Origin of the sequence: Nocardia nova (assembly GCF_002933465.1) — a bacterium.
Classification (GTDB): Bacteria; Actinomycetota; Actinomycetes; order Mycobacteriales; family Mycobacteriaceae; genus Nocardia; species Nocardia nova_B.
This window is the reverse complement of sequence record NZ_PSZE01000010.1, coordinates 14,455-36,658: the sequence shown is the minus strand read 5'-3', so window position 1 is coordinate 36,658 and position 22,204 is coordinate 14,455. Positions and strand designations below refer to the sequence as shown.

Annotated in this window: 19 protein-coding genes; 13 read left to right on the top strand and 6 right to left on the bottom strand. The window is 65.7% G+C overall.

From position 1 onward, the window contains the following. Positions 1 to 98: 98 nt before the first annotated feature. Complete coding sequence (locus C5E41_RS14405) at positions 99 to 2,672, bottom strand: AAA family ATPase (protein WP_104376349.1); 2,574 nt, start codon at positions 2,670 to 2,672, stop codon at positions 99 to 101. 282 nt (positions 2,673 to 2,954) lie between these two features. On the opposite strand from C5E41_RS14405, the gene C5E41_RS14400 reads away from it, so the two are divergent. Together C5E41_RS14400 and C5E41_RS14395 are read left to right on the top strand one after the other, a co-directional pair. Further along, the gene (locus C5E41_RS14400) at positions 2,955 to 4,412 is read left to right on the top strand and encodes a cytochrome P450 (RefSeq protein WP_308706059.1); all 1,458 of its coding nucleotides are present in this window, start codon (positions 2,955 to 2,957) and stop codon (positions 4,410 to 4,412) included. Continuing rightward, the gene (locus tag C5E41_RS14395; protein WP_104376348.1) at positions 4,397 to 5,257 is read left to right on the top strand and encodes a class I SAM-dependent methyltransferase; all 861 of its coding nucleotides are present in this window, start codon (positions 4,397 to 4,399) and stop codon (positions 5,255 to 5,257) included. The genes C5E41_RS14400 and C5E41_RS14395 overlap by 16 nt, the downstream gene beginning before the upstream one ends. Positions 5,258 to 5,319: 62 nt before the next feature. Here C5E41_RS14395 and C5E41_RS34465 read toward each other — a convergent pair whose 3' ends face one another. Then, on the bottom strand, positions 5,320 to 5,655 hold the full coding sequence (locus tag C5E41_RS34465) for an NAD-dependent epimerase/dehydratase family protein (RefSeq protein ID WP_146097565.1): 336 nt from the start codon (positions 5,653 to 5,655) through the stop codon (positions 5,320 to 5,322). Positions 5,656 to 5,871: 216 nt separating this feature from the next. Here C5E41_RS34465 and C5E41_RS14385 point away from each other — a divergent pair, with 216 nt between their 5' ends. Next, on the top strand, positions 5,872 to 6,972 hold the full coding sequence (locus C5E41_RS14385) for an IS630 family transposase (RefSeq protein WP_104376347.1): 1,101 nt from the start codon (positions 5,872 to 5,874) through the stop codon (positions 6,970 to 6,972). A gap of 515 nt (positions 6,973 to 7,487) precedes the next feature. Here C5E41_RS14385 and C5E41_RS14375 read toward each other — a convergent pair. Continuing rightward, on the bottom strand, positions 7,488 to 7,991 hold the full coding sequence (locus tag C5E41_RS14375) for a flavoprotein (protein ID WP_104376345.1): 504 nt from the start codon (positions 7,989 to 7,991) through the stop codon (positions 7,488 to 7,490). A 37-nt stretch (positions 7,992 to 8,028) separates the two neighbouring features. Then, positions 8,029 to 9,429 (bottom strand): hypothetical protein, encoded by a 1,401-nt coding sequence (locus C5E41_RS14370; protein WP_104376344.1) that lies wholly within the window; start codon positions 9,427 to 9,429, stop codon positions 8,029 to 8,031. Positions 9,430 to 9,644: 215 nt separating this feature from the next. Here C5E41_RS14370 and C5E41_RS14365 point away from each other — a divergent pair, with 215 nt between their 5' ends. The 4 genes from C5E41_RS14365 (at position 9,645) to C5E41_RS14350 (ending at position 11,722) form a co-directional block, all read left to right on the top strand. Continuing rightward, positions 9,645 to 10,244 carry a DUF5753 domain-containing protein gene (locus C5E41_RS14365; RefSeq protein WP_146097549.1) on the top strand — a complete coding sequence of 200 codons (600 nt, stop codon included), beginning with the start codon at positions 9,645 to 9,647 and terminating at the stop codon, positions 10,242 to 10,244. Positions 10,245 to 10,306: 62 nt separating this feature from the next. Continuing rightward, positions 10,307 to 10,798 carry a hypothetical protein gene (locus tag C5E41_RS33855; RefSeq protein WP_146099004.1) on the top strand — a complete coding sequence of 164 codons (492 nt, stop codon included), beginning with the start codon at positions 10,307 to 10,309 and terminating at the stop codon, positions 10,796 to 10,798. Positions 10,799 to 10,912: 114 nt separating this feature from the next. Continuing rightward, a complete protein-coding gene (locus C5E41_RS14355; protein WP_104376341.1) occupies positions 10,913 to 11,209 on the top strand; it encodes a DUF6968 family protein in 297 nt (98 codons plus the stop codon). A gap of 240 nt (positions 11,210 to 11,449) precedes the next feature. After that, positions 11,450 to 11,722 (top strand): hypothetical protein, encoded by a 273-nt coding sequence (locus C5E41_RS14350; protein WP_104376340.1) that lies wholly within the window; start codon positions 11,450 to 11,452, stop codon positions 11,720 to 11,722. Positions 11,723 to 12,365: 643 nt separating this feature from the next. Here the strand turns inward: C5E41_RS14350 and C5E41_RS14345 are convergent. Then, positions 12,366 to 13,148 carry an MmyB family transcriptional regulator gene (locus C5E41_RS14345; protein WP_104376339.1) on the bottom strand — a complete coding sequence of 261 codons (783 nt, stop codon included), beginning with the start codon at positions 13,146 to 13,148 and terminating at the stop codon, positions 12,366 to 12,368. Positions 13,149 to 13,949: 801 nt separating this feature from the next. On the opposite strand from C5E41_RS14345, the gene C5E41_RS14340 reads away from it, so the two are divergent. After that, a complete protein-coding gene (locus tag C5E41_RS14340; protein ID WP_258080990.1) occupies positions 13,950 to 15,404 on the top strand; it encodes a flavin-containing monooxygenase in 1,455 nt (484 codons plus the stop codon). On the opposite strand, the gene C5E41_RS14335 is transcribed toward C5E41_RS14340, so the two are convergent. After that, positions 15,380 to 16,147, bottom strand: coding sequence for a helix-turn-helix transcriptional regulator (locus C5E41_RS14335; RefSeq protein WP_258080989.1), 768 nt, complete (start codon positions 16,145 to 16,147; stop codon positions 15,380 to 15,382). The genes C5E41_RS14340 and C5E41_RS14335 overlap by 25 nt on opposite strands. 689 nt (positions 16,148 to 16,836) lie before the next feature. Here C5E41_RS14335 and C5E41_RS14330 point away from each other — a divergent pair. From C5E41_RS14330 to C5E41_RS14310, 5 genes are all read left to right on the top strand, one after another. Then, positions 16,837 to 17,745 carry a hypothetical protein gene (locus C5E41_RS14330; RefSeq protein WP_146097547.1) on the top strand — a complete coding sequence of 303 codons (909 nt, stop codon included), beginning with the start codon at positions 16,837 to 16,839 and terminating at the stop codon, positions 17,743 to 17,745. After that, entirely contained in the window at positions 17,742 to 18,986 is a 1,245-nt protein-coding gene (locus C5E41_RS14325) for a cutinase family protein (protein WP_258080974.1), read from the top strand. The genes C5E41_RS14330 and C5E41_RS14325 overlap by 4 nt, the downstream gene beginning before the upstream one ends. Next, a complete protein-coding gene (locus C5E41_RS14320; RefSeq protein ID WP_181063242.1) occupies positions 18,983 to 20,086 on the top strand; it encodes a lipase family protein in 1,104 nt (367 codons plus the stop codon). The genes C5E41_RS14325 and C5E41_RS14320 overlap by 4 nt, the downstream gene beginning before the upstream one ends. Before the next feature lie 172 nt (positions 20,087 to 20,258). Beyond that, positions 20,259 to 21,344 carry a lipase family protein gene (locus tag C5E41_RS14315; protein ID WP_181063241.1) on the top strand — a complete coding sequence of 362 codons (1,086 nt, stop codon included), beginning with the start codon at positions 20,259 to 20,261 and terminating at the stop codon, positions 21,342 to 21,344. Between the two features lie 94 nt (positions 21,345 to 21,438). Next, the gene (locus C5E41_RS14310) at positions 21,439 to 22,158 is read left to right on the top strand and encodes a hypothetical protein (RefSeq protein ID WP_146097546.1); all 720 of its coding nucleotides are present in this window, start codon (positions 21,439 to 21,441) and stop codon (positions 22,156 to 22,158) included. Positions 22,159 to 22,204: the final 46 nt, after the last annotated feature.

Below are 22,204 nucleotides of genomic sequence, written 5' to 3'. Positions count from 1 at the left end.
ACACGTGTGGGTAGACATGAAAGTCATCCGCATAACTACGACAAGGGGTCACCTGCATATGGCAGTGCGCCCTGTGCAAATCGAACGAGGCCCGGCTGTTACCGGAGTCTGCGTTGTTGTGCCCGGAGATGATCCGGCACGAATTCGGCGATGTGGTGCCGGTTCGGAATGTCGAGTTTGTCCAGTACTGAGGATATTTGTCGGTCGACGGTCTTGACAGACGTTTGGCGGTGCCTGGCTATCTTGGCATTCGAATTTCCTGCCGCTGCAAGAACTGCGACCTCTTGCTCGGTGGCGCTGAGCTTCTCCCAGGGCGTTGCCACGTATTTGAGCGGGCTGTTCTGTGTGGTTCGTCCGCCGTGGCGGGCGACCTCGCGGGGGGACGGGTCGACGGTGAGGACAGGTTCGCCGAGCGCAAGCCGGTGCACGTCGTTGGTGTGGGGGTTGAGTTCCGCACCGCGGGCCATCTCGGCCGCGAACTTCTCGGCGCCGAGTACTTCGCGAGCTGATGTCTCGGCCTGGAGGCACATCTTGGCGAAGCATCCCATGCTTGTGATGTCGACGCCGAGGTAGCGGCGCAGCGTTTCGGTGCCGCCCAAGATGTGCGCGATCTCGTTGGCTAGCTTCCAATCTCGATCGGGATCCTCGCCGACGATCATGCGTTCCAGCGCCCAGGTGCGCAGCACGGCGCTCCACATCGCACCCCACTGGTCACCGAACGACAGCTGATAGGACAGCGTGTCGCGCAACACGGCGGCTGCCTCGTGGGGGTCGCCGTGTTTGGTCAACGTGACGGCCCAGGCCAGCTTCACCCACGAGGCCGCCCAGGTCGCTCCTGACGCTTCCGCGTGGTCGACGGCGCAGCGGGCGATCTGGTGAGCCTCGGCGGCCGATCCGAGCAGCGCGGCGGCCATGGCGCCGAACATCCCTGCGAACACCTCGACCGGGTCGCCGATGTCGTGGAACTTCGCACGCGCCCGTCGTGTGACGGGGATCGCTCGTTCGTCTTCATCGGAGAGAAAGAGCCTGGTGCCTTCTACGAGTTCGATGACGGGCGGCAGGCCGCGATCCTGTTCGGGGTGGTTCAACCAGTCGGTGCCGTCCGGGTCCGAGAGATGGTGCGGGATCACCTCATTGAGCAGGCGCGCAGCCTCGGGCCCCTGGCCTGACCGTATAGCCAGCCATGCCAGCGCGGCTTTCAGCTCGATCTGTAGGTCGGTAGGTTGCGGGGTCAGTGCTCGACTGGCTTCCAGACACCCTTCGGCCAGGCCACGGATGTCGCGGATCGACCCTCGCACGAAAGGAATGCGCAGGGTGATCAGGCCACGGCATATCTCCAGACCCGCGGCGGCCTCACCCTGCACGGTGATACTGGTCTCGATCGCCGCAACGATATTCCCCCACGCCGACCGTGCCCAACGGACCAGTTCGCGTTCGCGCGGGCTGAACCAGTTATCTGCGGCCGAGGCCACCTGGTCTCGGTAGTAGGCGAGGTGTCGTCGAGCCAACCGCGTCGGCTCGCCAGGACCGTCGTCGCGCAGCCGGTCCCACGCGTACACCCGCAACGTTTCGGGCATCGAGTACCGCTGTCCGCTCGCGGTGATATGGATTGTGACGAGCGACTTGTCGGCGAGGCTTTCCAGCAATCCCGCGATCTCCCGTGTGGACAGCCTCACCTGTTCCTCGTCACCGCTGTCCTCGGTCTGGTGCTCGTCGTCGCTGCACACGGCGATGATCGCGTCGAGGCCGGCGCCCGCATCCGCGGCGTCATCGGTGTCGTCGGGGTTGATGTCACCTGCTGGCGCGAACGCTGACAGCCGCGTGAACAGCAGTTTTTCCTTCTCGCTGCACAGCTGGTAGCTCCAGGCGATGACGTTGGTGATTCCGAGGTGCCGGGCATCGGCGCCAGCGCGGGCTCCGGTCGTCCACTCCAGCCGCTTGTCGTCCGCGCGTCCGGTGAGCTCATTGCAGAGATCGGTCAAAGCCTGATACCGCAGCCGGCCGACCGCCAGTCGGATGTACAAGGGGTGGTATTGGATGTGTTTGCAGATCTCGGCCGCAGTCGCGGTATTTTTCGCGCTCCACTCCACAGCCCGGCCGATCAGTTCGGTGCGTTGGCGAAACATCATCAGAGCCTCGGAGGCCGACAACTGCCGAACCACGTGCAGATATTCGTCGCGCCAGGCCACCGGGCTGCGACTGGTGGCCATGATGACCAGGTTCGGCAGCCGGTCGAGTAGCCGCTCGATCAGAGTGCGGAGAGCATCGAGGAGGTGCTCGCCGTTGTCGAGCACGAGCAGCACGCGGCCATTGTGCACGGCTCCGTCGACTCCGCGCAGCGATGCTTCCAGCGCGTCGAAGGTCGAGCGATTGGAGAAATCGGCCGAGATCACCGCAGAGGCAGTGGCCCGTTCCACCTGGACGTACTCTGCGTCCACTGGGAGTCGTGCGAGCGGTACCCAGTGCACCCGAAGCCCCTGAGCCTTGACTCGACGAGCCGCCTCGTCGGCGAGTCGCGTCTTCCCGATTCCCCCTGGCCCCGCCAAGGTGATCAGCCGATGCGGTCCTGAGGTCAGCAAAGTGCTGACGAGCTCGAGTTCATCTTCGCGGCCGACGAAGCCGTGCGTCGGTGCCGGTACCGAACCGAGTGCTTTCCCCCCAGGTTTGATCATGTCGGCAACTATATCGCGAAAAGGGGCGCACGGTCTTTACGCCAGGCTCCACCCGCCGTGGGTAGGTAGGTTTTTGGGTATATACCCATTGCGCCGCAAGCTCTAATGGGTATAGCGAAAAGTCGTCCACTCCCGACGCTCCATTCCGCCTCTCGTGGTTTTGATGCGGACGGCTCGAAAATGCTTGACACGCTGCAACTTCAGCGTCTCCTCCCGGTTCGACCGCCCCTTGTCGACGCGCCTCTATGGCGTATCCGCGGCATTGATTTCCGCCGTGGGTAGGTGGGTTTTTGGGTATGTGCAACCGGTTCCGGTGACGCCGTCGAATCTGGCACTCTTTTGATTGAATTCCAGGTAATTCCACTTTTGCGCAGACGACGCTACGAATGCCAGGCCCCCAGTTGTGCGTTTTGGGGCTCCGATAAATGGAGTGACGTTACATTGACATGCCCTATTGTCCATGGTTCGCCCGTCGATACCAGCGATGACCGCCGCGTCCCGATCCACGACGAACAGTTTCGCCGAGATCCGCACGCGGTCTACCGAGCACTGCGGCAGCAGTACGGCACGCTTGCGCCGGTGGAGCTGGCGCCGGGTGTCCCGGCGACCCTAGTTCTCGGCTACCACACGGCCGTGCGGATCCTCCACGATCCCGAGCACTTTCCGGCCGACCCAAGATACTGGCAGCAGGCCATTCCCGGGGACTGTTCCCTGCGGCCGATGATGGAGTGGCATCCAGCCGCGCGATACACCACCGGGCCCGAGCACACTCGTTATCGCCAACCATCCGTCGCGGCGATCGAACGTGTCGATCTGCATGCCATGCACGCACGAATCGAGCGCCTCGCCGGCCCACTGATCGCGACTTTCCGGCCAGTTGGCAATGCCGACTTGGTGTCTCAGTACGCCTACCCCCTGGTTTTCTCCGTGCTGACTGAACTCATTGCGGGCGCAGACGAGAGCCACTCGGGGAAAATCGACCATCAGGTCGCCGCGGGCACGGCAGCGCGGTTCGACAGTGACGCCACTGCGCAGATCGGTGTGAACACGCTCACCGAAGCGCTGGCCGAGCTTGTCTCACTCAAGCGTGACCAACTCGGCGACGACATCACCTCGTGGCTGATACAGCATCCGGCCCGGCTCGACGACCACGAGGTGATCGCCCAGCTGATGAGTTTCTACGGCGCTGGCCTGGAAGCGGTGCCGGATCTCATATGCAACGCCCTGCGGCTGATGTGTACCGACGACCGATTCGGTGGCAGCTTGCTCGGTGGCAGCCTGCAAACCCGCGACGCTCTCGACGAGGTCCTGTTCAAGGACCCGCCGATGGCCAACTTCTCCATCACCTACCCCCGGCAGCCGGTCTTCGTCGACTCCACATGGTTGCCCGCACACCAGCCGGTCGTCATCAGCATCGCCGCCTGCAACAACGACCCCGCCATCAGCACCGACGATGTCGACCTCTCGGGTAATCGTTCGCACCTGGCTTTCGGCACCGGCCCACACGCCTGCCCGGCCAGAAATGCGGCATACCTGATCGCGCAGGACGCAATCGACTACCTGCTCGATCTCATACCAGATATCCAGTTGGCGGTGCCCACTGAGGAGCTGCAGTACCGGCCGGGCCCGTTCCACCGATCCCTTGCCGCGCTACCAGTCGTGTTTCCACCCGACAACCGATACGCCCCGCCGCCACCGCAGAGAGCTGAATTCCCGACTTTCCCATGGACGAGAGGGTGATCATGCGGACCGGACGACCCAGCGAAACCGCCGCAGCCATGGCGCACATCAGAGCCAAGTACTCGAAACTGCACCCAGAGATCCTGACCGACCCACTCGCCGAGCGGATACTCTGCGCCCCTGTCCTCGACGAAACCGTGCTCGACCGCGGGCTTGCCACCGACGTAGCCGAGCGCCGTGGCCTGTACGTGCTCGCACGCTCCCGATTCGCCGACGACCGCATCACCGCCGCCATCGCCAAGGGAGTCGATCAGGTAGTGATCCTCGGCGCCGGCCTCGACACTACTGCCTACCGCGAAACACACGACGACGCACGATTCTTCGAGGTCGACCACCCCGATACTCAGCACTGGAAACGACAGCTACTCACCGAAGCCTCAATCCCCATCCCGGACAACTTCACCTTCGTACCGATCGACTTCGAACAGGCCACGCTGGCAGGCGAATTGGCCAAAGCAGGCTTGGACCGGACCCGCCCCGCTGTTTACATCGCGCTCGGCGTGACGCCGTACCTCTCCAGACCAGCGCTCGACGATGTGCTCGGCTACATCACCGACCACAGCGGCGGCGAAGCGGTTCTCGACTACTTCTACCCACCCGACGAGGCAACGGCCGACCAGCTGCAGACGCGTGCGGAAAGCACTGCGCGACTGGGGGAGCCGTGGCTGTCCTGTTTCATAGCCGACGAATTCCACGACATTCTCCGGTCTTACGGCTGTCACGTCGAAGATCACTCCGCATCAGACCTCGTCGCAACCTATGGTGCACGCAGAAAGGGTCGCTCAACAGCTGCGGGACCACACGTGGTCCATCTTCGGAAACGGACGGATCTGCTGCAAAACTAGACGGATTTACTGCAGCCGACCGCCCCCGCCCGGCGGCGGCTGCGCCACTTATCGAACGGAACTCAAGCCATGCTGTGCCGGAACTTGTGGAACCTCCAGGCATCACAGATGATCGTGGTCAGTTCCGGCCGCTGAGGTTTCCACCCCAACTCGCGGTGGGCTCGTTCGCTCGAGGCGATACAGATAGCCGGGTCTCCTGGGCGAGGTCCGGCGTAGGTGACGGGGAAGTCGACGCCGGTGACCTCTTTGACGGTGCGGAGGACTTCTGCGTTGGTATAGCCGTTGCCGTTTCCGAGGTTGTAGATGTCGTGGCGGCCGGGCTGTACGGTTTCCAGTGCCAGCAGGTGAGCGGAGGACAGGTCGCTGACGTGGATGTAATCACGGACCGCCGGACCGATTGGCTGTCACCGAAGAAGGGATCGCGACGTTCGAGTGTCGTGGCCTGAGTCCCGTTGCTCGTCACCTGCTCGCGGGTGCCGACCTCGAGCGCGCAGAGCACATACTCGGCGTAGAGCTGTTCAACGGCGCGGTCAGGATCGGCGAGGAAGTCCTTTTCCGCCATCGCCTCTAGTGTTCTGCGCCTGAAATCCGTTGTGTAATTGTAGGATTCGTCGGTGGCAAGGACGGGGCGGCCGAGGTCGGGGCCGGATTTGGTTGTGACCGAGGCTCAGCGTCGGGAGTTGGTGCGGGGTGCGCGGGCGGCGACCTCGACGCAGGCGTATGCGTTGCGGTGCCGGATCGTGCTGGCCTGCGCCGAGCCGGGTGCGTTCAACACCCATGTGGCGGCCCAGGTGGGTGTGTCGGCGATGACGGTGCGTAAGTGGCGGGGCCGTTTCATCGAGTACGGGTTGGCGGGGCTGGCCGATGAGCCGAGACCCGGCCGGCCGCCGTCGATCCTGCTGGACCAGGTGCAGCACGTGGTGGAGATGACCCTGGAACAGGTCCCGTCCGATGCCACGCACTGGTCACGGTCGTCGATGGCCGAGCGGACCGGGTTATCGAAATCGACGATCGGGCGGATCTGGCGGCGGTTCGAGCTGAAACCGCACCTGAGTGATGGTTTCAAGATCTCGACCGATCGGTTGTTCGTGGAGAAGGTCGTGGATGTTGTTGGCCTGTACCACAATCCGCCAGAACGAGCTGTCGTTCTCTGCGTCGATGAGAAGAGTCAGATGCAGACTCTGGACCGATCGCAGCCGGTGTTGCCGATGATGCCGGGCATGCCCGAACGCCGCACCCACGACTACGCCCGCCACGGCACTACCAGCCTGTTCGCCGCGTTCAACATCGCCGATGGCACCGTGATCGGTGAACTGCACCGGCGGCACCGGGCGACCGAGTTCCGCAAGTTCTTGACCAGCATCGACAAGGCCGTGCCCGCCGAGCTGGATGTGCACGTGGTGTGCGACAACTACGCCACCCACAAGACCCCGCTGGTCCAGCAATGGCTGGCCGGGCATCCACGATTCCACGTGCACTTCACCCCGACCGGATCTTCGTGGCTCAACCAGGTCGAGCGCTGGTTCGCCTTCCTCACCCAGCAACTCCTGCGGCGCAGCGTCCACAAAAGCGTTGCGGCACTGGAGAAAGACGTCCGCAACTGGGTCGACCAATGGAACACCAATCCACGCCCATTCGTCTGGCGCAAGACAGCCGAGGAGATCCTCGACTCCCTCGCACGATATCTGCAACGGATTTTAGGCGCAGAACACTAGCGCTGCGACGGCCTTGGCCTGCCGATCGTGTAGGTAGACCCGAAGCTCCCCGCCCCTTTGGATTTCTCGCCGCATTGCTACATCATGCTCGCAGGTCCCACACCCGCCTGCGCCGCGTCGGAGATGTTAGGGACATCGGCGACCGTCTCCGCGAGACCAGATTCGCGTTTCCTCACGACATCGCGCGGGTCCTGGTCGTCATCGACCTCCGGGTCGGCACCTTGGGGAAGATTCTCCCTGCGCCCGAACCCGCCGCGCACGACCGGACCGCCGATGCCGTCGCCGGGGTGTGGGCGGTCATATAGTCGATGGCTTTTGCACGGGCTGATCAGCGGGACCGACGGACACGTGCTGCCGGAACTACTTCCGTTCGCTGACGCACTAGTCGTTGGCGCAGTCCCCCTTCTGATCAACGAGGGAGCGAGGCGCCATCCGCGGGAACGAAACACTACCGGGATCAGACAGTTGCAATCGCCCGCCCGACCGCTGCGCTGTCGTTGCGCTGCGTCTACCCATCACCCGAGGGCTTTCAGCCCCGCCGCCCACGGCATCGGTCCGGTGTCTGCGTCATCAGTTATCCGGACGAAGCGCACCCCCCATTCTGTGAGCCGGTTGCGTGCCTCGCGTACGGCTGGGAAGTGCATCTGCTCTTGCTTGGCATGTGGGATCGCGACCACGGGGAGCCCGGCGCCGACCGCCTCGACCAGCAGCGCGAGTGGCAATGTGTCGCCGATTCCGGCCGCCCATTTGGCCAGCGAGTTCGAGGTCAATGGAGCGGCGATGATGGCATCCGGTGCGGGGAGCAAGTCGTCGGTTCCTGGTTGCTTGAATTCCGAGCGGACGGGGTGTCCGGTCTGTGTCGCCACTGCCTCGGTGTCGATAAAGCGGGCGCCGTTGGGAGAGGCGACGACGCACACGTCCCAGCCGTCTGCCTGTGCTAGCTTGACCAGCTCGCCGATCGTGGCTGCCGGTGGTGCACCGGTCACGATCGCGTACAACACCTGTGTTCGCTCAGTCATGAGCTCATCATGGCAGTCGGGACCATGTCTGTCCGAGCTAGATGACGGCGACCCTGGCTCGCTGGGCAAGCTTGCCCAGGTCGCCAGCGACGACGCCACGTGTGGCATTGCGCAGTAGGTCGCCGATCACCTGTTGCACGGTGTCCATGTTCCGGACTTGCTCTGGTGCAATGGTTTCGGCTCGCAGTAGTGCGTCGAGCGAAGTGGTGTAGTCGCGGCGTGAGGCGGCTGCGCGTCCGACTTCGACGAAGTACTGCGCGGCTCTGCCCGGAGTCGGCAGCGTCTCAGGACGCAGGTTTCGCGCGTGGGTGAGTACGGCTTCGGGCTCATGTCTTTCCATGGCCACCGACATCTTCCACAGCGCAACATTCGACGAGTCGAACGTCGTGTTTCCGATGATCGATGAACGATCGGTGGCGATACGGCCCTCAAGCCGAGCAGCGTACTCGCCGGCATGGTCCAAGTGATCGTGTGGATCGTGGCCGACTGCCGCAGTCGCCAATGCTGCCTGCAGGTGCAGCATCCCCACTGTTTGGAGATCACCCGCGGTCGTTGCCCGCGAGCCGACCGCCGTCGCGGTGCGCTCCGCCGAATCCAGGGCGGCGGTCAGAGAGCCGGGGCGAGCCAATTGGACTTGACTGCGGACGAATGCCGCTGCGGCAGCGCCCGATTGACTGTCGATCGTCTGCGCGGCGTGATCTGCTGCCTGTGCGGCCGTCCATGCCAGCGCGAGGTGTCCGCGTGCGCGCATGACCACGGACGTGTCGAAAGCTACTTGTGTCAGTGCGTCCCAGGCGATGCGTTGTTCCGCGGGGTCGTTTTCGTGTGTGTGTCGGTACAGATCGGTGATCAGTGGTGCGAGTATCACTGCGAGGGTCGAGTATTCGCCGACCATGTTGAGTCGAGTGACGGTCCGGCTTGCGGCGATGAGGGTGGAGAGGGGCCGCAGCGGCCCAGTGTGATCGACATTTCCGGCCGCCCAGAATGCCGTCTCGATGTCAGCAGCGAGGGCGGAGAAGTCCTCACCGTCGGCCGAGATTGTGTCGATGCCCGACCATCGTCGGCCTTGTGCCCCGCCGAGGGAACGTTCGGACTGACTGCGGCTGACGTCGTGAGTCGAAAGGGCAGCGTTGGCTCGGGAGGCGGTCGTTGGGGGGCGGCGCGTAGGAACTGAGTGTCGGCGTCTCCATGCGGCTTCCCCTTCTGTGACGATCTGCTCGAATCGTGCGCGGTCCTCCGGGGTTGAGCGTTGCGCGTATGTCGTATCCAGGATTTCTTGCGTCTGGGGGCGCGGTTTGACCGTGCTCAGGCCCGAACGCCAGTTGTTGATTGTGGTGGTTTCGACGCCCAGCAGAGCAGCGAACTGCCGAATCGATTTACGCATCGCCTCCTGAAGGGCAGCGGCCTCGAATCCGGTCCATTCCTGCCCTCGCACCATCTCCGCGTCCCTTTTTTTCAGCGTCTGATCGGGGAAATGCCTACGGTACGCCTACGGTACCTCACCGCTGCGCGGTCCTCCCGGCGCCGCTCCGGGGCCACGATTGGAACCGGAGTCGTTGCTGGGGCCAGTTCGTTGTGATTCAGCCTGGCCGGGAGGCCCTAACTGTTGATCGTGACTCAAAACTGTTTACTGGCAAGATAATTGGAGGTTGCATGGCTGTCGATGTGGCATCGCCGCGGCCGGAGTTCGTGGCGTGGCGGGGGAATCCGTCGAGCGAGTTGCAGCAGCGGACCGGGCGGTTGGAGTCCGGTGCGGTCGTGGTGCGCTGGTTCGATCCGGGTGTGGTGCCGGGGTTGTTGCAGACCCGCGACTACGCTCGCGCGGTCTTGGACATCTGTGTCGGTGACCAGGGCGATGTTCAGGCGGCGTTGGAGCAGCGGCTGGCGCGGCAGCGACGCTGGCGCGTGTCCGAGGGGCGTATGCATTTCGTGCTCGGTGAGCAGGCGCTGTACACGATCGTCGGTGCCGCGGAGACCACGCGCACGCAACTGGAGATGCTGCTGCGCCCGTTGCCGTCGAATTCGACTCTGGGCATCCTGCCCCGCAACACCCACTTCCACACCGCGTCAACAAATTTCATCATCTACGACCACGACCAGGCGGTTGTGGAGACGGTGACCGGCAGCCTGCGAATCACCGATCCTGCCGATATCGGTGATTACCTGGCGGTGTTCGACACCCTCACCGAACGCGCGGTCCAGGGCGCAGACGCCCACGCGCTCATCCGGCACGCCATCACCACCCACGAATAATCGCCTCGGCCCGATGCCGGTCGAAGTCCGTGCCTGCCTACTTCCGATCGAGGAATCTCATCATGTCCACCGTTCTCACCGACCCGAGCGCTCTGCCGGAGCAGCCTTCTCCCAGTGGTTTTCGAACGACGCGGGAAGACGAGAGATGCCTGTATGAGGGGTTGTTCGGTAGTTGCTTCTACGAGCCGCGTACTCGCGCCCTGACGATCCGTACCCACAGGGTGCGGGCGATCATGGCCCCGGAAGAAATGGCTGAGCCTGCGGTGGGGCGGCTGCACGGGTATCTGCCGATCGTCACTCTGGTCCACCGGTCCGGCCCCGGTGTGTGGGTGCTGCTCACGCGCCCGCCGGCCTCCGGAGACGACCTGCTCGCGTTGGCCAGGCGTGCCAAGACCAGGTCGATCGTCACGGTCGGGCCGGGAGCCGAGCTCGCGTTGCCGACCGCTGGAGTATCGCGGCGCCGGTGGCGCGGGCCCGTGCCGACCGCCGCCACCACGGTCGGTGATTTCCCTGCCTACGCCGAGGTGATCGGAGCGCTCACCCATGACGTGTAACACGACCCGGCCACGCACGCGCGGTGGAGCTGGCGCCCCCGGTGTCGAGCCGACCCTGGTGCAGCGCCGCACCTCTTCGATAGATCGTCAGTAGTGAATGAATGGGGAGCAGAGATGGCAGGTTGGAACCAGCTGTTCATCGCGCAGCGCGAGCTGCGACGAGGGCCTGGGTCGCCGATCTTGGTTTCGATCGGCCTGCCGTACAAGGTTGATTCATCCACCTGGCGCGCTCCGGTGCGGATCGAGGGCATACAAGACGACGATCCGTTCGATGAGGCCGCGTCGGGCAGTGATTCAGTCGAAGCTCTGATCAACAGCTTGAAATTGATTGCGGCAGTGACGGATTCATGGAACGTCGACAACTCGATCACGTGGAACGACAAGACCGACCTGGGATTCTCGCCGTCGTAACCGAACACCGTGACAACCACGCCCTCGCCCGCGCCGATCGCCCGTCGAAGAGTTCATCGGACGTCGCTGAACCCGCTCGCTTGCAAGTTGATTGGAGAGTCATGACTGTCAGTGCCACGTTGCCCAAGCGATCGCGTCGTACCGGTAATGTCCGATTCGCGCGCCTGATCGTCTCGTTGGGAGCCGTTGATGGATAACGTGCTGGATCGTTTGTGCAACGAGTCCGCGAGTTGATGCCGCATGGACGGCATCGACCCGGACAGTGTTCGCCACACCATTGTCGACGGAATCGAAGTGACATGGTATGTGCTCGACCATGCCGCACGGGTCGAGTCGATCCGCGAAGTGGACGGCCGGGTCCTGATGTCCTATCGAGGCCCCGGATACCCGGATGTGGCGCAAGCAGAAGAGCTTTGGCCGCGGTTCTCCGGGGTGTGGGCGGCGGTGCGAGACGAACAGCAGCAAGTGATTGCGGAAAGCCGCGACCGTTCCCGCGCTGACCGTTCGATCTGACCGACAGCCACTCAGGACTGCGAGTCCTCCAATCCAACGATCACCGGAGGTAAATGCCATATGAAACATGCCGCGCGCGTTAACGGCTGTCGGTTCGCTCCGATTGCGGTGTGGTTGGTGGCCCGTGACGTAGCGGGTCGGTGGCCGGGTTGCGCATTCGCTGTGGGGCTGCGGTGTCGGTCGGGAATTCGGCGCTGGTCTGTGGTCGTGAAATGGTCCGATGGGCCGACCGAGGAAATGGTGGGCAGGTATCTGGGCCGCTACGTGGCCGAACGACGTCGCTGCGGAGTCGCGGAGAGGTCGCGACCTGGTGGGTGGATGCCAGCGCTGTTCGCAGTCTCCGAAATCGACACACGACGAACGATCACAGCGGCCGGGTTCGATCCGATCGCGGCGGCCATTGAACGTGATTGCGGGGTGGAGGTGCCGCGCATCGACGGTGGCGTCGATTGGGAGCGAGCCGCCGAGGTGTGGATCATGGGCCCGATTCGGCTCAGCGGCGCCATGTTCGAGCGGCTGATAGACACGCACATGGCGACGATGCAGGGCCCCGTGCCTGTCGCGCTCGCGCTGCACATGGTGTCCGAAGCCGTCGACTTGACCCGAATCGCGCAGCCCGCATCGAAGGAGAACCCGCGACGTGTCAGCATGCAATGGCCGCGGCCTCGGCCATGCCGTAGACGGCGAGTAAATCGGTGCGGTCGCCGAACTCGGTGACTTGCAGGCCGATCGCGACGGGGGTCGAGGCGCAGGGTATATGCAGACGGATCGGTGTGGCGGCGCGGCGTCCGTAGGACACCTGGAGGTGGTTGCTCTCCCATACTCGCTGGAAGTCGTTGGAGGCTCGTAGCTTTCGTAACAGCTGTTGTGCTTGCGGGGTGTCGCGGTATCGGCCCAGCATCGCACGGATGACGGCGACCCAGCCGTGGGCCTCGTGGTCCCAATGGTCGATGACGCGGCGGGCGGTGGGGGTGAAGAACCAGAGCGCGAGATTGTGGTCGCAGTCATCCAAGCCGGGCACAGCTTGTCCGAAGGTTCGATTGTTTTGCAGCACAGTGGACAACGGGGTGAGGTAGGCGCTAGCGATGTATCGGGTATCGAGGTGGTCGAGGTGGGCCTGGACGGCGGGGCTGTCGACATGGCAGCGCAGGTCCGCGGTGGGCGGCAGTGTCGCGGAAGGCTCCCACAGATCGAAAGTGTGGCGCTTCTGCCACGGATTCAGCTGATAGGCCCGTGCCAGTCGTTCTACCACCTCGCGGGCCGGGTGGGCGTGGTCTCGCTCGATGCGGTTGACGTAGGAGGTGCTGATGCTGGCGCGTTTGGCGGCATCTTCGCGGGAGAGCCCGAGGTGCAGGCGCGCGCGTTGGAGCCAGTCGTAGAAGTCCGGCATGCGCGGCCCGGGAGCGGAGCCACCGTGGTGTTTCATGAGCCCCTCCGTAACTGGCGTCGATCACAATCCGCGCTGTCGGAACGCGGTTCGGTGACGGCGATGGAATTTCGGGTGAAATAAGGGCGGGCTCTCCCACGGCACTGTGAAGTCAGATCGATCCTCGTGAGCTACCTGCGATCAATCCCGCCCGGCTCGCTGTCATTGTCTTTTCACCTTCGCCCGGTGGTGAGTCGGGTGTCAACGGGGAACGGGTGCCCAATTAGGGCATCTATGGGGCGAGTAAATGCCCTGCGAGGGCACTTTCTCGTGTATTCGGTCCGCGCTGAACAACTCATGACCGGTTCGGGTGAGAACGGAAAGAGGTCAGTCGATGGCCCACAAGCGGTAGGGTCATTGGGTGCACCAGGGTCGGTAATTGCCCAGTGTGAACGATTAATCTCTGGCTTGTGCCCAGATTGGGCAATTTCTGGTTATTGACTCGGTAGGTATTCGGGCTGAATCCTCGTTTTCACGAGGCAGAGTTTCGTGTCGTGGTGGTATCGGCGGACTGATCATTTCTGCTGACCGGTGAAACTCGGCCATTCATCACTGCGTGCGCGCAGTGGATTCGCATACAGGCAAGTCATTCCCCGACGGCTTTGAAGGCCGCCGCTCTTTGATTCGAGGTTTCCGATGGCCGACACCACAGCCGACAATTACCGACGACGCACAGCGCCCCCTACAGGGGCTGGGCAGAACCCGCTGCCTGGAGCGAGGCGCGGGAACGAATCTGGTCGGACGGCCGGCCTCCGAGGCCGGCCTGTTGCCTCGGGGTCTGGGCGGGTTACAGAGGTCGTCATCGTCGGCGCCGGGTTCGGTGGGCTGACCATGGCCGCGGAACTGCTGTCGGTGGGCATCGATGATTTCCTCGTGCTGGAGAGCGGCGCCGATGTGGGAGGGGTCTGGCGTGAGAACACCTATCCGGGCTGTGCCTGCGACGTGCCCTCGCACCTGTACTCCTTCGCGTTCGCGCCCTACCGAGACACCGACATCCGGTTCCCAGGTCAAGCCGAAATCCTTCAGTACATGCGCCAGGTCGTCGAGCGCCACGGCCTGCGCGCGCATCTGCGCCACGGCACGCCGGTCACCGGCGCGGACTTCGACGCCGCGACCGGCATATGGACCCTGACCACCACCGCCGGCCAGACGCTCAGGGCGAGGACGGTGGTGTGGGCGGTCGGGCAGCTGCACCGCCCCGCGTACCCGGTATTTCCCGGCGCGCACACCTTCAGCGGCCGTGCCTTCCACTCCGCGCGGTGGAATCACGACGCCGATCTGACCGGCCACATCGCGGTCATCGGCAACGGATCCTCAGCGGTGCAGATAGTTCCGGAGCTGGCGCGCACTGCCGCCTCGGTGACGGTGTACCAGCGCACCCCGGCGTGGATTCTGCCCAAACCCCGGCAGCGATTCGGTCCAGTCTCGCGGTGGCTGCTCGGCCATGTCCCGGGCGCCCACCAGATCTATCGGGCGGGTGTTTCTCGCGGGGCCGACGCGGTCCTGGCGCCGATCATGCGCGGCGGCTGGTCGGCTCGGCCCGCGACGTGGATCGCTCGGGCGCATCTGAGGCGACAGGTCCCCGACCCGGTCCTGCGCGACGCGCTCACACCGCGATACCGGATCGGGGAGAAGAGAATCCTGCTGTCGAGCAGCTACTATCCCGCGCTGATGCGCCCCACCGTCGAGGTGGTGACCGACCCGATCGAGCGGATCACCGCCGACGGCATTTGCACGGCAGACGGCACTCACCGGCGCGCCGACGTGATCGTCTATGCCACCGGTTTCCGCGCGTCGGACTTGCTGGGAGGCGTGCACATACGGGGTCGCGGCGGCATGGACCTGCACGACCGATGGATCGCCGGACGCCCCGAGGCGTTTCTCGGGTTGGCGGTGCCGGGCTTCCCCAACATGTTCCTCATCGCCGGACCTCACAGCTTCACCCCGGCCAACTCCAATCCGTCTCTGAAGGCGGATCAAGCACGCTACATCGCCGCCTGTATCGCCCTCGCCGACCGGTGGGGCACACCGATCGAAGTTGCCACGACGGCGATGTCGGCCTATCGAGCCTGGCTCGACGCCCAGCTGGCCCGCACCGTGTGGCCCACCGGCGTGCCCTCTTGGTTCAAACGCGCTGATGGTGAGGTCACCAACGCATGGCCGGCCACCGCGCGGGCCTTTCACCGGATGACCAGCACGGACCCCGCGCGAGCCTTCCGGCCGATGCCCGATCAGGACAGCGCCGGTCCGGTGTAGGGCAACCGGTAGGCCAGACAAAGCCGCATGTCGCGGGAGCCGGCAACAGCGCCGAGCTGCACGCTCATCGAATAGGGCTCACCGGTGCCCGCGTCGCGCAGATGAATGTGCTCGTCGGGACTGCGGCCGTAGGCGACGGCCAGGCTGCTGGTCCAGGCGGCGGTGAACGTGGCAGTGGTGCGCAGGCGCCGCAGGAGGGCGAGGGCCTGCGGAGCGTCACGATGGCGACCGAGCGCACCGCGCAGCGTGGCGGTGAAGAACGCGGATGCCCGGTCTGCGAAGACGAAGATCGATGCTGAGGTGGCCGTGGAGGTGTCGCGGCGGAAATGCCACAGCGCCAGGTTGCCATCGAAGTCGTCCACGCCGGGGAATGCCTCGCTGAACGATTCATTGGCGGCGACCACATTCCACAAAGGATCGATGAACGCGCAGGCCAGGCCCTCGCGCCCCAAGCGCGACAGACGAGCCTGCTGTTCAGGTACGGCAAGCAGCTCACGCAACGCACCGACCGGCCGCAACGGTACAGCGGGCTGGGCAAGTTCGCGCGTGAAGCGTTGCTGCGCGGGCCCCAGGTCGTAACCGGCGGTGATCCGGTCCAGCGTCACCGCCGACGGGGCGGCGGCCGAGTTGCGCTCGATCGATTTGAGAGTGTCCACGCTGAGGTGGAGGCGGGCAGCCGCCGCAGGGCGGGAAAGCCCATGATGCGCTCTCAGCTGCCGCGCCCAACGCCCGAGGTCCGGCATTTCCACAGCGAGCTGACTGCCGCCGCGAACGCGCCGCCCCCGGCGCTGCGAGCCTGCCGTCGCGTCCGTAATCCCAGCCACGTCCTCCCCTTCGCTCAAGAATCGGCAGAATCCACTCACGGTGGTTGAACCTTTTATCTCCCCCGAGATAATTCTTTCTACCAAAGGTCGCCAGCAACCGCAAAGGCAATACATTGTGTCGCGGGAAGATAGCTGACCCGTTCGCTCCCGGGTGCCGTGTGGCGTGCGCCATGCGCGCCGACCGAAGGGCATCGAAAAATTCTTCGATGCACACAACTGCTACCCGTTTCACGATATCGGCGCTGGTCGCTGTGGTGATCCTATGAGGGGGGCGTTTGTGGTAACAATATTTTTCCCTGTCGAGAGTCTGGCGTGGGAGCCATTCTCGGGGTTGTGATGGGTAGGCACCTTCACTTCCATGGAAAGGGAAAATTATGGATCCATACGATGTAGTTACGTGGCTCAATGCCGGTGCCGCTCTCGTGTCGAATGTGTTGGCAATCGCCTCGCAGGCATTGAACCTGGCCCTGTTTTTCCTCTGACCTCGGGATATCGCGGCGAGCCTCCCGGACGCGCGTCGAAGCCGCCGGGAGGCCCGCGTTAATTCTGCGTTGTTCGAACGCATTACCTGATTCGGTATTTCCTTCCTTCAGAAGGGGGTTATTCGCATGCCCAGAAACAGACGCAATTCCTTCGAGCCAGCCCTGGCCTCGAAGCACGAGGTACGACCCGGCGGCTTCGGGCGCCGAGGCGTGCGCCGTCCGAAATTCGCGCGGGGCGGTCACGTCGTCCTCGTGGTTGGTGCGGCGCAGGCATTGGTGATCCTCGCCGGGGCCACCGACGCCAACGCCGCAACCATCGGGCCGATAGTCAATCAGCCCGGCGTGACGACCCCGGCGCAACCGGGCACCACCACCCCCGCGCCACCACCGCCACCGCCCACAGCTGCCGCCTACCCCGAGCAACCGCCGTCGGTGCGCAACGGACCCGCGCCCCGGCCCGCGCCCTCTCCGGACCCCGTGCCTCCGGTCCAAGTGGAAGATCTGCACCTGCCCGAACCCGTTGCCGCGGTCGCGCCGATCGCCCCGCCTCCCGACGAGATCCGCGTAGGCCAATTCTCCGTGCCCTCGCCACCATGGGTGCCCGATGAGGTCCGCGACGCGATCAACAACACGGCCGCCGGGGCCGAGGCGCAAGTCGCTACCGCGCTGGACTCGATCGGGATCCCGCCAGGACGTTCGGACCGGGTCAGCGGGGCCACCCTCGCCGGTGCCGGAATCGGCGGTGCGATCGGTGCCACGATCACCGCCGCCCCGGCCGCAGCAGCCGGAGCGGTGGTCGGCGGCCTCATCGGCGGAACGATCGGCGGGATCGCCGGAGCCGCTGTCGGCACCGTCGTCACGGTCCCCGTGATCGGCACCATCACCTCCGGCGTGGCCGGTACCGCGATCGGCGCGGCAGCCGGGGCGGCAGCGGGTGCGCTGATCGCCGGAGCCCCCGCCGCCGTCGCCGGCGCACTGGTCGGCGGTGCCGTCGGGATGGGATTCGGGGCCGCAGTCGGAGTTGACCAACGATGACCCGGACCTGCGGACGCACACGCACGGCCGCCGCAACGCTGCTGGTCTTCCTCGCCGCGATCGCGGTCGCGATGCCGGTGCCGGCCCTAGCCTCACCGGAACCGGATCCTGGGTGCCCGGCGTTGTGGGTGCTCGGGGTACAGGGCACCGGGCAGTCATCCCCGGAGGCGTCCCGTACCGACGACACGGGCATGCTCGGCGCTCTGATCGGTCCCGTGACCGCTGCGGCCCCAGGGCTGGTCGGGCACACATATGTGCCGTACGCGGCGGGATTCGGCGGCGCACCGGGAGCCGGGGGAGGCGCAGAGCCCTACGCCCGCTCGGTCGCGGACGTGATCGCAGACCTCGCCACCGAGGCGCAGCGCATCGTGAACCAGTGCCCGCAGACCGAGCTGGCATTGGTTGGCTATTCACAAGGCGCGCAAGCGGTCTCGCAGCTTGCTCGAGCGATCGGTGCCGGGAACGGCACGGTCCCGGCCGACAAGGTCGCGGCGGTCGCGCTCTACGCGAACCCGGAACGCCGTGCGGGCGGGCCGGTGTTGCCGGGACGGCCCGGTCAGGTCACGCCGGATCCAGCCCCGGGGACCAGCGGCGCGGCGGTGTCCACGGTGCAGCTCGGCGCGCCACCGGCGTCCGGGAGCGGCATAGCCGACGACGACGCCGAGTATGGGGCGTTGTCTGGGCGGGTCCTCGATATCTGTGCCGAGGGCGACCTGGCGTGCTCGGCACCCGAGCATGCGGCCTTGCTGCGGATCGGTGCCCTGATCGCCGCGCAAGCCGACCTGTCCAACCCGATCGGCGCTGTCGCCAGCCTGCATCAATTGCTGTCGCGGGCGTTGGGTTCCGCGTGGACCACGATCGTGCTCGATGACGTCGCCGTCAGTCCCGCCACGGTCGATTACATGCCTCGAAAGATGTTGGCGCAGAGGATGATAGAAGCGTCCGATCCGCGCGTTGCTGCGCCGTCGCCCGAGCGGGCGGCTGAGGCGGGGCAGCGCTGGACCGAGATCACCGCGACCGTTGCCGCCTATCCCGCTGAACTGGTGAAGCTGGCGGGACAGCTGGCCGGTGCGTGGGGGCAGCTGGTGGCCGACAACGGCGATCTGGCGAATCCGGCAGTGTGGGCGCGTTTGGCCGGCACGGTCGCCGCTCACGATGGCTACGCCGTCGCCGGTCAGCTCGGCTCCGGGATCGCGTGGCTGGTCGCGGTGGCCCACGACCTCGCCGGAGGCCATCAGTGACCGAGGCCACGAGTACCGATATCGATTTCTACACCCCGCCTGCCGTGGTGGAGCAGCAGCCAGGGGTCATCCTGCGCTTGCGTCCTGCCCCGCAGCTGACCGGTGCGGGCGAAGCGTGGCAGATCTTGTACGTCTCGCGTGATTCCTATGACCGGCCGATCCCGGTGTCTGGCACGGTGATCGCTCCCGAGAGTGCCGGTGATCTCGGTGGTGCGGTGTTGGTGTATCAGCCCAGCTTCCACGGCTTGGGAGGAGTGTGCGCGCCGTCTCAGCTGCTGGCCGCGGGCGCTGAACCTGACAGCGCTCAAATCCGGGCCGCGCTGGCACGCGGATTCATTGTCGCCGTGGCCGACGGAGAAGGGCTCGGGGTGCTCGGGCACGGCCCGCACACGTTCCTGGCCGGCCGCGCGGCGGGGCAGGTGATTCTCGACTTGGCTCGTGCTGCAACCCGTATCCCCGCGCTGGACGCCTCGGGGGCTCCGATCGTGTGGTGGGGCTACGGCGACGCGGGCCGCGCCGCTGTGTGGGCGGGCAGCCTGCAACCGAGCTGTGCGCCGGAGCTGGATGTGCGCGGGATCGCCGCCGGGGCGGTGGTCACCGATCCGGGACAGATCCTGCGGGTGGTCAATCAGGGCGCGTGGGCGGGTCTCGGGCTCGCGGCGCTGGTCGGGTTGTCGCACGCGCATCGGCATCTGCCCTTGCGTCACATCTTCACCGAGGACTCGCGCCGGGGCCTGGTGGTCGAGGCGGAGGCGTCGAACCGGGTGCGGTTCTGTGACACGTGGCGGCACCCGGTCGGGGTGTGGTGCGAGCGGCCCGACGTCTGGAACGACCCGGTCTGGCAGCACGTGTTCGCCCATGAACTCCTCAGCGCGAGCATGGTCCCGGCCGCACCGCTGCACCTGTATCACGGGGCGAGGGACGCGATCGTGCCGGTCGAGTTCGGCCGCCGCCTCGCTCGCGACTTCCGTTCCCGCGGCGGAAGGGTCGGGTGGCGCGAGTACGACGCCGATCACTTCCGAACCGCCCGCGCCGCGATCGGCGACGTGCTCGACCACCTCACCGAAGACCTCTCCCGCCCTCACCACCAACCAGCCTGAGATGCCCCGCCCCCATCGGGTGCCACCTCCGGCGGGCAGGGCAGGTGCCCGCCATAACTCCCGACAACCCCTGTGCCACAAATCAATCCACTCACAAATTGAGGTTCTGATGTCCGATTTCTACACTGCACCCGTTCTCGATCGGAACCATGTTCCCGGAGAACTTGTCCGGATGCGGCCGGCGTTCGTTGCGCAGTTGCCCGGCGCGGTGGCGGCCTGGCAGATCGTGTACGTCTCGCGTGATTCCCAGGGCGCGCTGATCCCCGCCTCGGGAATCGTGATCATTCCCGATACCGACACCGGCCCCGAGGCGATGCTGGTGTACTACCCGGCTTTCAAGGGTCTGGGTGGCCCGTGCGCGCCGTCTCGCTCGCTGGTCGTCGGGGCCGACCCGGACACCGCCGATATCGCGGTGCTCGCCGAGGCGCTGAGGCGGGGATGGGTGGTCGCGGTGCCCGACGGCGAATGTCTCGGCCTCACCGGCATGGGACCACACACCTTCCTAGCCGCTCGTGCCGGCGGGCAGATCGTGCTCGACCTGGCTCGCGCCGCGCGCCTGGTCCCCGACCTCGCCGGCGACGACGCCGGCGACAGTGAGAAGGCCCGGTTTCCGTTGCTGGCGTGGGGATACGCCGATGGGGGCCGCGCGGTCGCAGCAGCGGGCGAATTGCACGCCGAGTACGCCCCGGAGCTGGACTTGCGGGGATTGTGCGCGGGAGCGGTAGTTTCCGATCTCGCCGCGGTGGCCCACACGGTCGCCACGGGCGCGTACTCGGCGCTCGGAGTAGCCGGGGTGATCGGTCTGGCGCGCGCCTACCCACACCTGCCGTTGCTGGATGTGCTCACTGAGGAGGGACGGGAGCTGGTCGCCCACGCAGACTCTTTGACCGTCGAGCATTTGCTGGATTGGTATCGCCAGCCGTTGGCGCACTGGTGCCGCCGACCGGACCCGTGGAACGACGCGGTGTGGCGGTGGGTGCTGGCCGAAGAAACCCTCGCCCACACCGCCCCCACGGTGCCGATGCGGCTGTACCACGGCGTCGAGGACCAAATCGTTCCCGTGACCGCCGGACGGCGCACGATGATCGCCTACCTTCAACGCGGCGCGGACGTGAGCTGGCGCGAGTACAACTGCGGCCACCTCGCGACCGCGACCGAGGCCCACGCCGACGCCTTCGCCCACCTCGGCGAGACACTCTCTGCCCCGACCGGCGACGGCCACGAACCCATGCCCTGCGCAGATACTGCGCGCGCTTGACCCCTCCGGGGGGACACCTGCCCGCGCCCGGCGACCCCCTGCAACCGGACGCGGGCAGGCCCCGAAGCCGAACCGACGAAGGGGGTGAAATGCGTTGCTTCGCAACGACAGTAGCTCTGGCGAGGAGTGGGGTAAGTCGATCCCGCCGGACGACGAACTCGAGCTCGAACTCGACGGCCCGGCGTCAGCTGCTGCTTCTGTGGAGTCGGCTGTATCGGGCCAGCCCGACTGGTTCAGCCCACCGTCACCGGAGGCCAGCCTCGAACACCCGGCGATCGGTCGGCGCGGGCGCAGACTTCCGCCCCGGGGGTGGGCAGCGTTGGCCGCCCTCGCCGCGGTGATCGCCGGCGTGCTCGCCGCCACTCACGCCAGTCACGAGGACCGCCCCCACGTCAGCGGTGTGTCTGCGACCGCAGCAGGCCCACCGGCCTCCACCGCCACTGCGGCGAGCGGCCCCTGCGCGGGGTTGTCGGGAGCCGTGGTGACCACTCGTGCCGGGAAAACCGACACCATCGCGGGCCTCATCGCCACCTTCGAAGCCGACTACTACATCGAGCGGTCCGCCGCCAAGGCGATACAACTCGTCACCTCGGAGACCGGAATCACCGAGCAGGGACTGGCCGACGGCATCGCCTCGATCCCGATGGGCACCACCCACTGTGTCGCCATCACACCGCTCACCACGAACACGGCGACCGCGCACCTGGTCGAGCTGCACCCCGACGGCCGCCGTGTCGACTACCTCCAGGTGGTCAACACCATTCCCGGCCCCGGCGGCGGCCTGCTGATCAGCCACGTCCAGGAGCAAGGATGACTTCCACGCAGACCACTGGCCCGGCGATGAGCCTGCCCGCCGCAGC

Bases quoted from the DNA above. Each gene is read 5' to 3' on its own strand.
- C5E41_RS14315 (WP_181063241.1), top strand. From the start codon at position 20,259: ATGCGGCCGGCGTTCGTTGCGCAGTTGCCCGGCGCGGTGGCGGCCTGG.
- C5E41_RS14335 (WP_258080989.1), bottom strand. From the start codon at position 16,147: ATGCCGGACCTCGGGCGTTGGGCGCGGCAGCTGAGAGCGCATCATGGG.
- C5E41_RS33855 (WP_146099004.1), top strand. From the start codon at position 10,307: ATGTCCACCGTTCTCACCGACCCGAGCGCTCTGCCGGAGCAGCCTTCT.
- C5E41_RS14405 (WP_104376349.1), bottom strand. From the start codon at position 2,672: ATGATCAAACCTGGGGGGAAAGCACTCGGTTCGGTACCGGCACCGACG.
- C5E41_RS14345 (WP_104376339.1), bottom strand. From the start codon at position 13,148: ATGAAACACCACGGTGGCTCCGCTCCCGGGCCGCGCATGCCGGACTTC.
- C5E41_RS14355 (WP_104376341.1), top strand. From the start codon at position 10,913: ATGGCAGGTTGGAACCAGCTGTTCATCGCGCAGCGCGAGCTGCGACGA.
- C5E41_RS14370 (WP_104376344.1), bottom strand. From the start codon at position 9,429: ATGGTGCGAGGGCAGGAATGGACCGGATTCGAGGCCGCTGCCCTTCAG.
- C5E41_RS14325 (WP_258080974.1), top strand. From the start codon at position 17,742: ATGACCCGGACCTGCGGACGCACACGCACGGCCGCCGCAACGCTGCTG.
- C5E41_RS14375 (WP_104376345.1), bottom strand. From the start codon at position 7,991: ATGACTGAGCGAACACAGGTGTTGTACGCGATCGTGACCGGTGCACCA.
- C5E41_RS14365 (WP_146097549.1), top strand. From the start codon at position 9,645: ATGGCTGTCGATGTGGCATCGCCGCGGCCGGAGTTCGTGGCGTGGCGG.
- C5E41_RS14330 (WP_146097547.1), top strand. From the start codon at position 16,837: ATGCCCAGAAACAGACGCAATTCCTTCGAGCCAGCCCTGGCCTCGAAG.
- C5E41_RS14350 (WP_104376340.1), top strand. From the start codon at position 11,450: ATGGACGGCATCGACCCGGACAGTGTTCGCCACACCATTGTCGACGGA.
- C5E41_RS14395 (WP_104376348.1), top strand. From the start codon at position 4,397: ATGGACGAGAGGGTGATCATGCGGACCGGACGACCCAGCGAAACCGCC.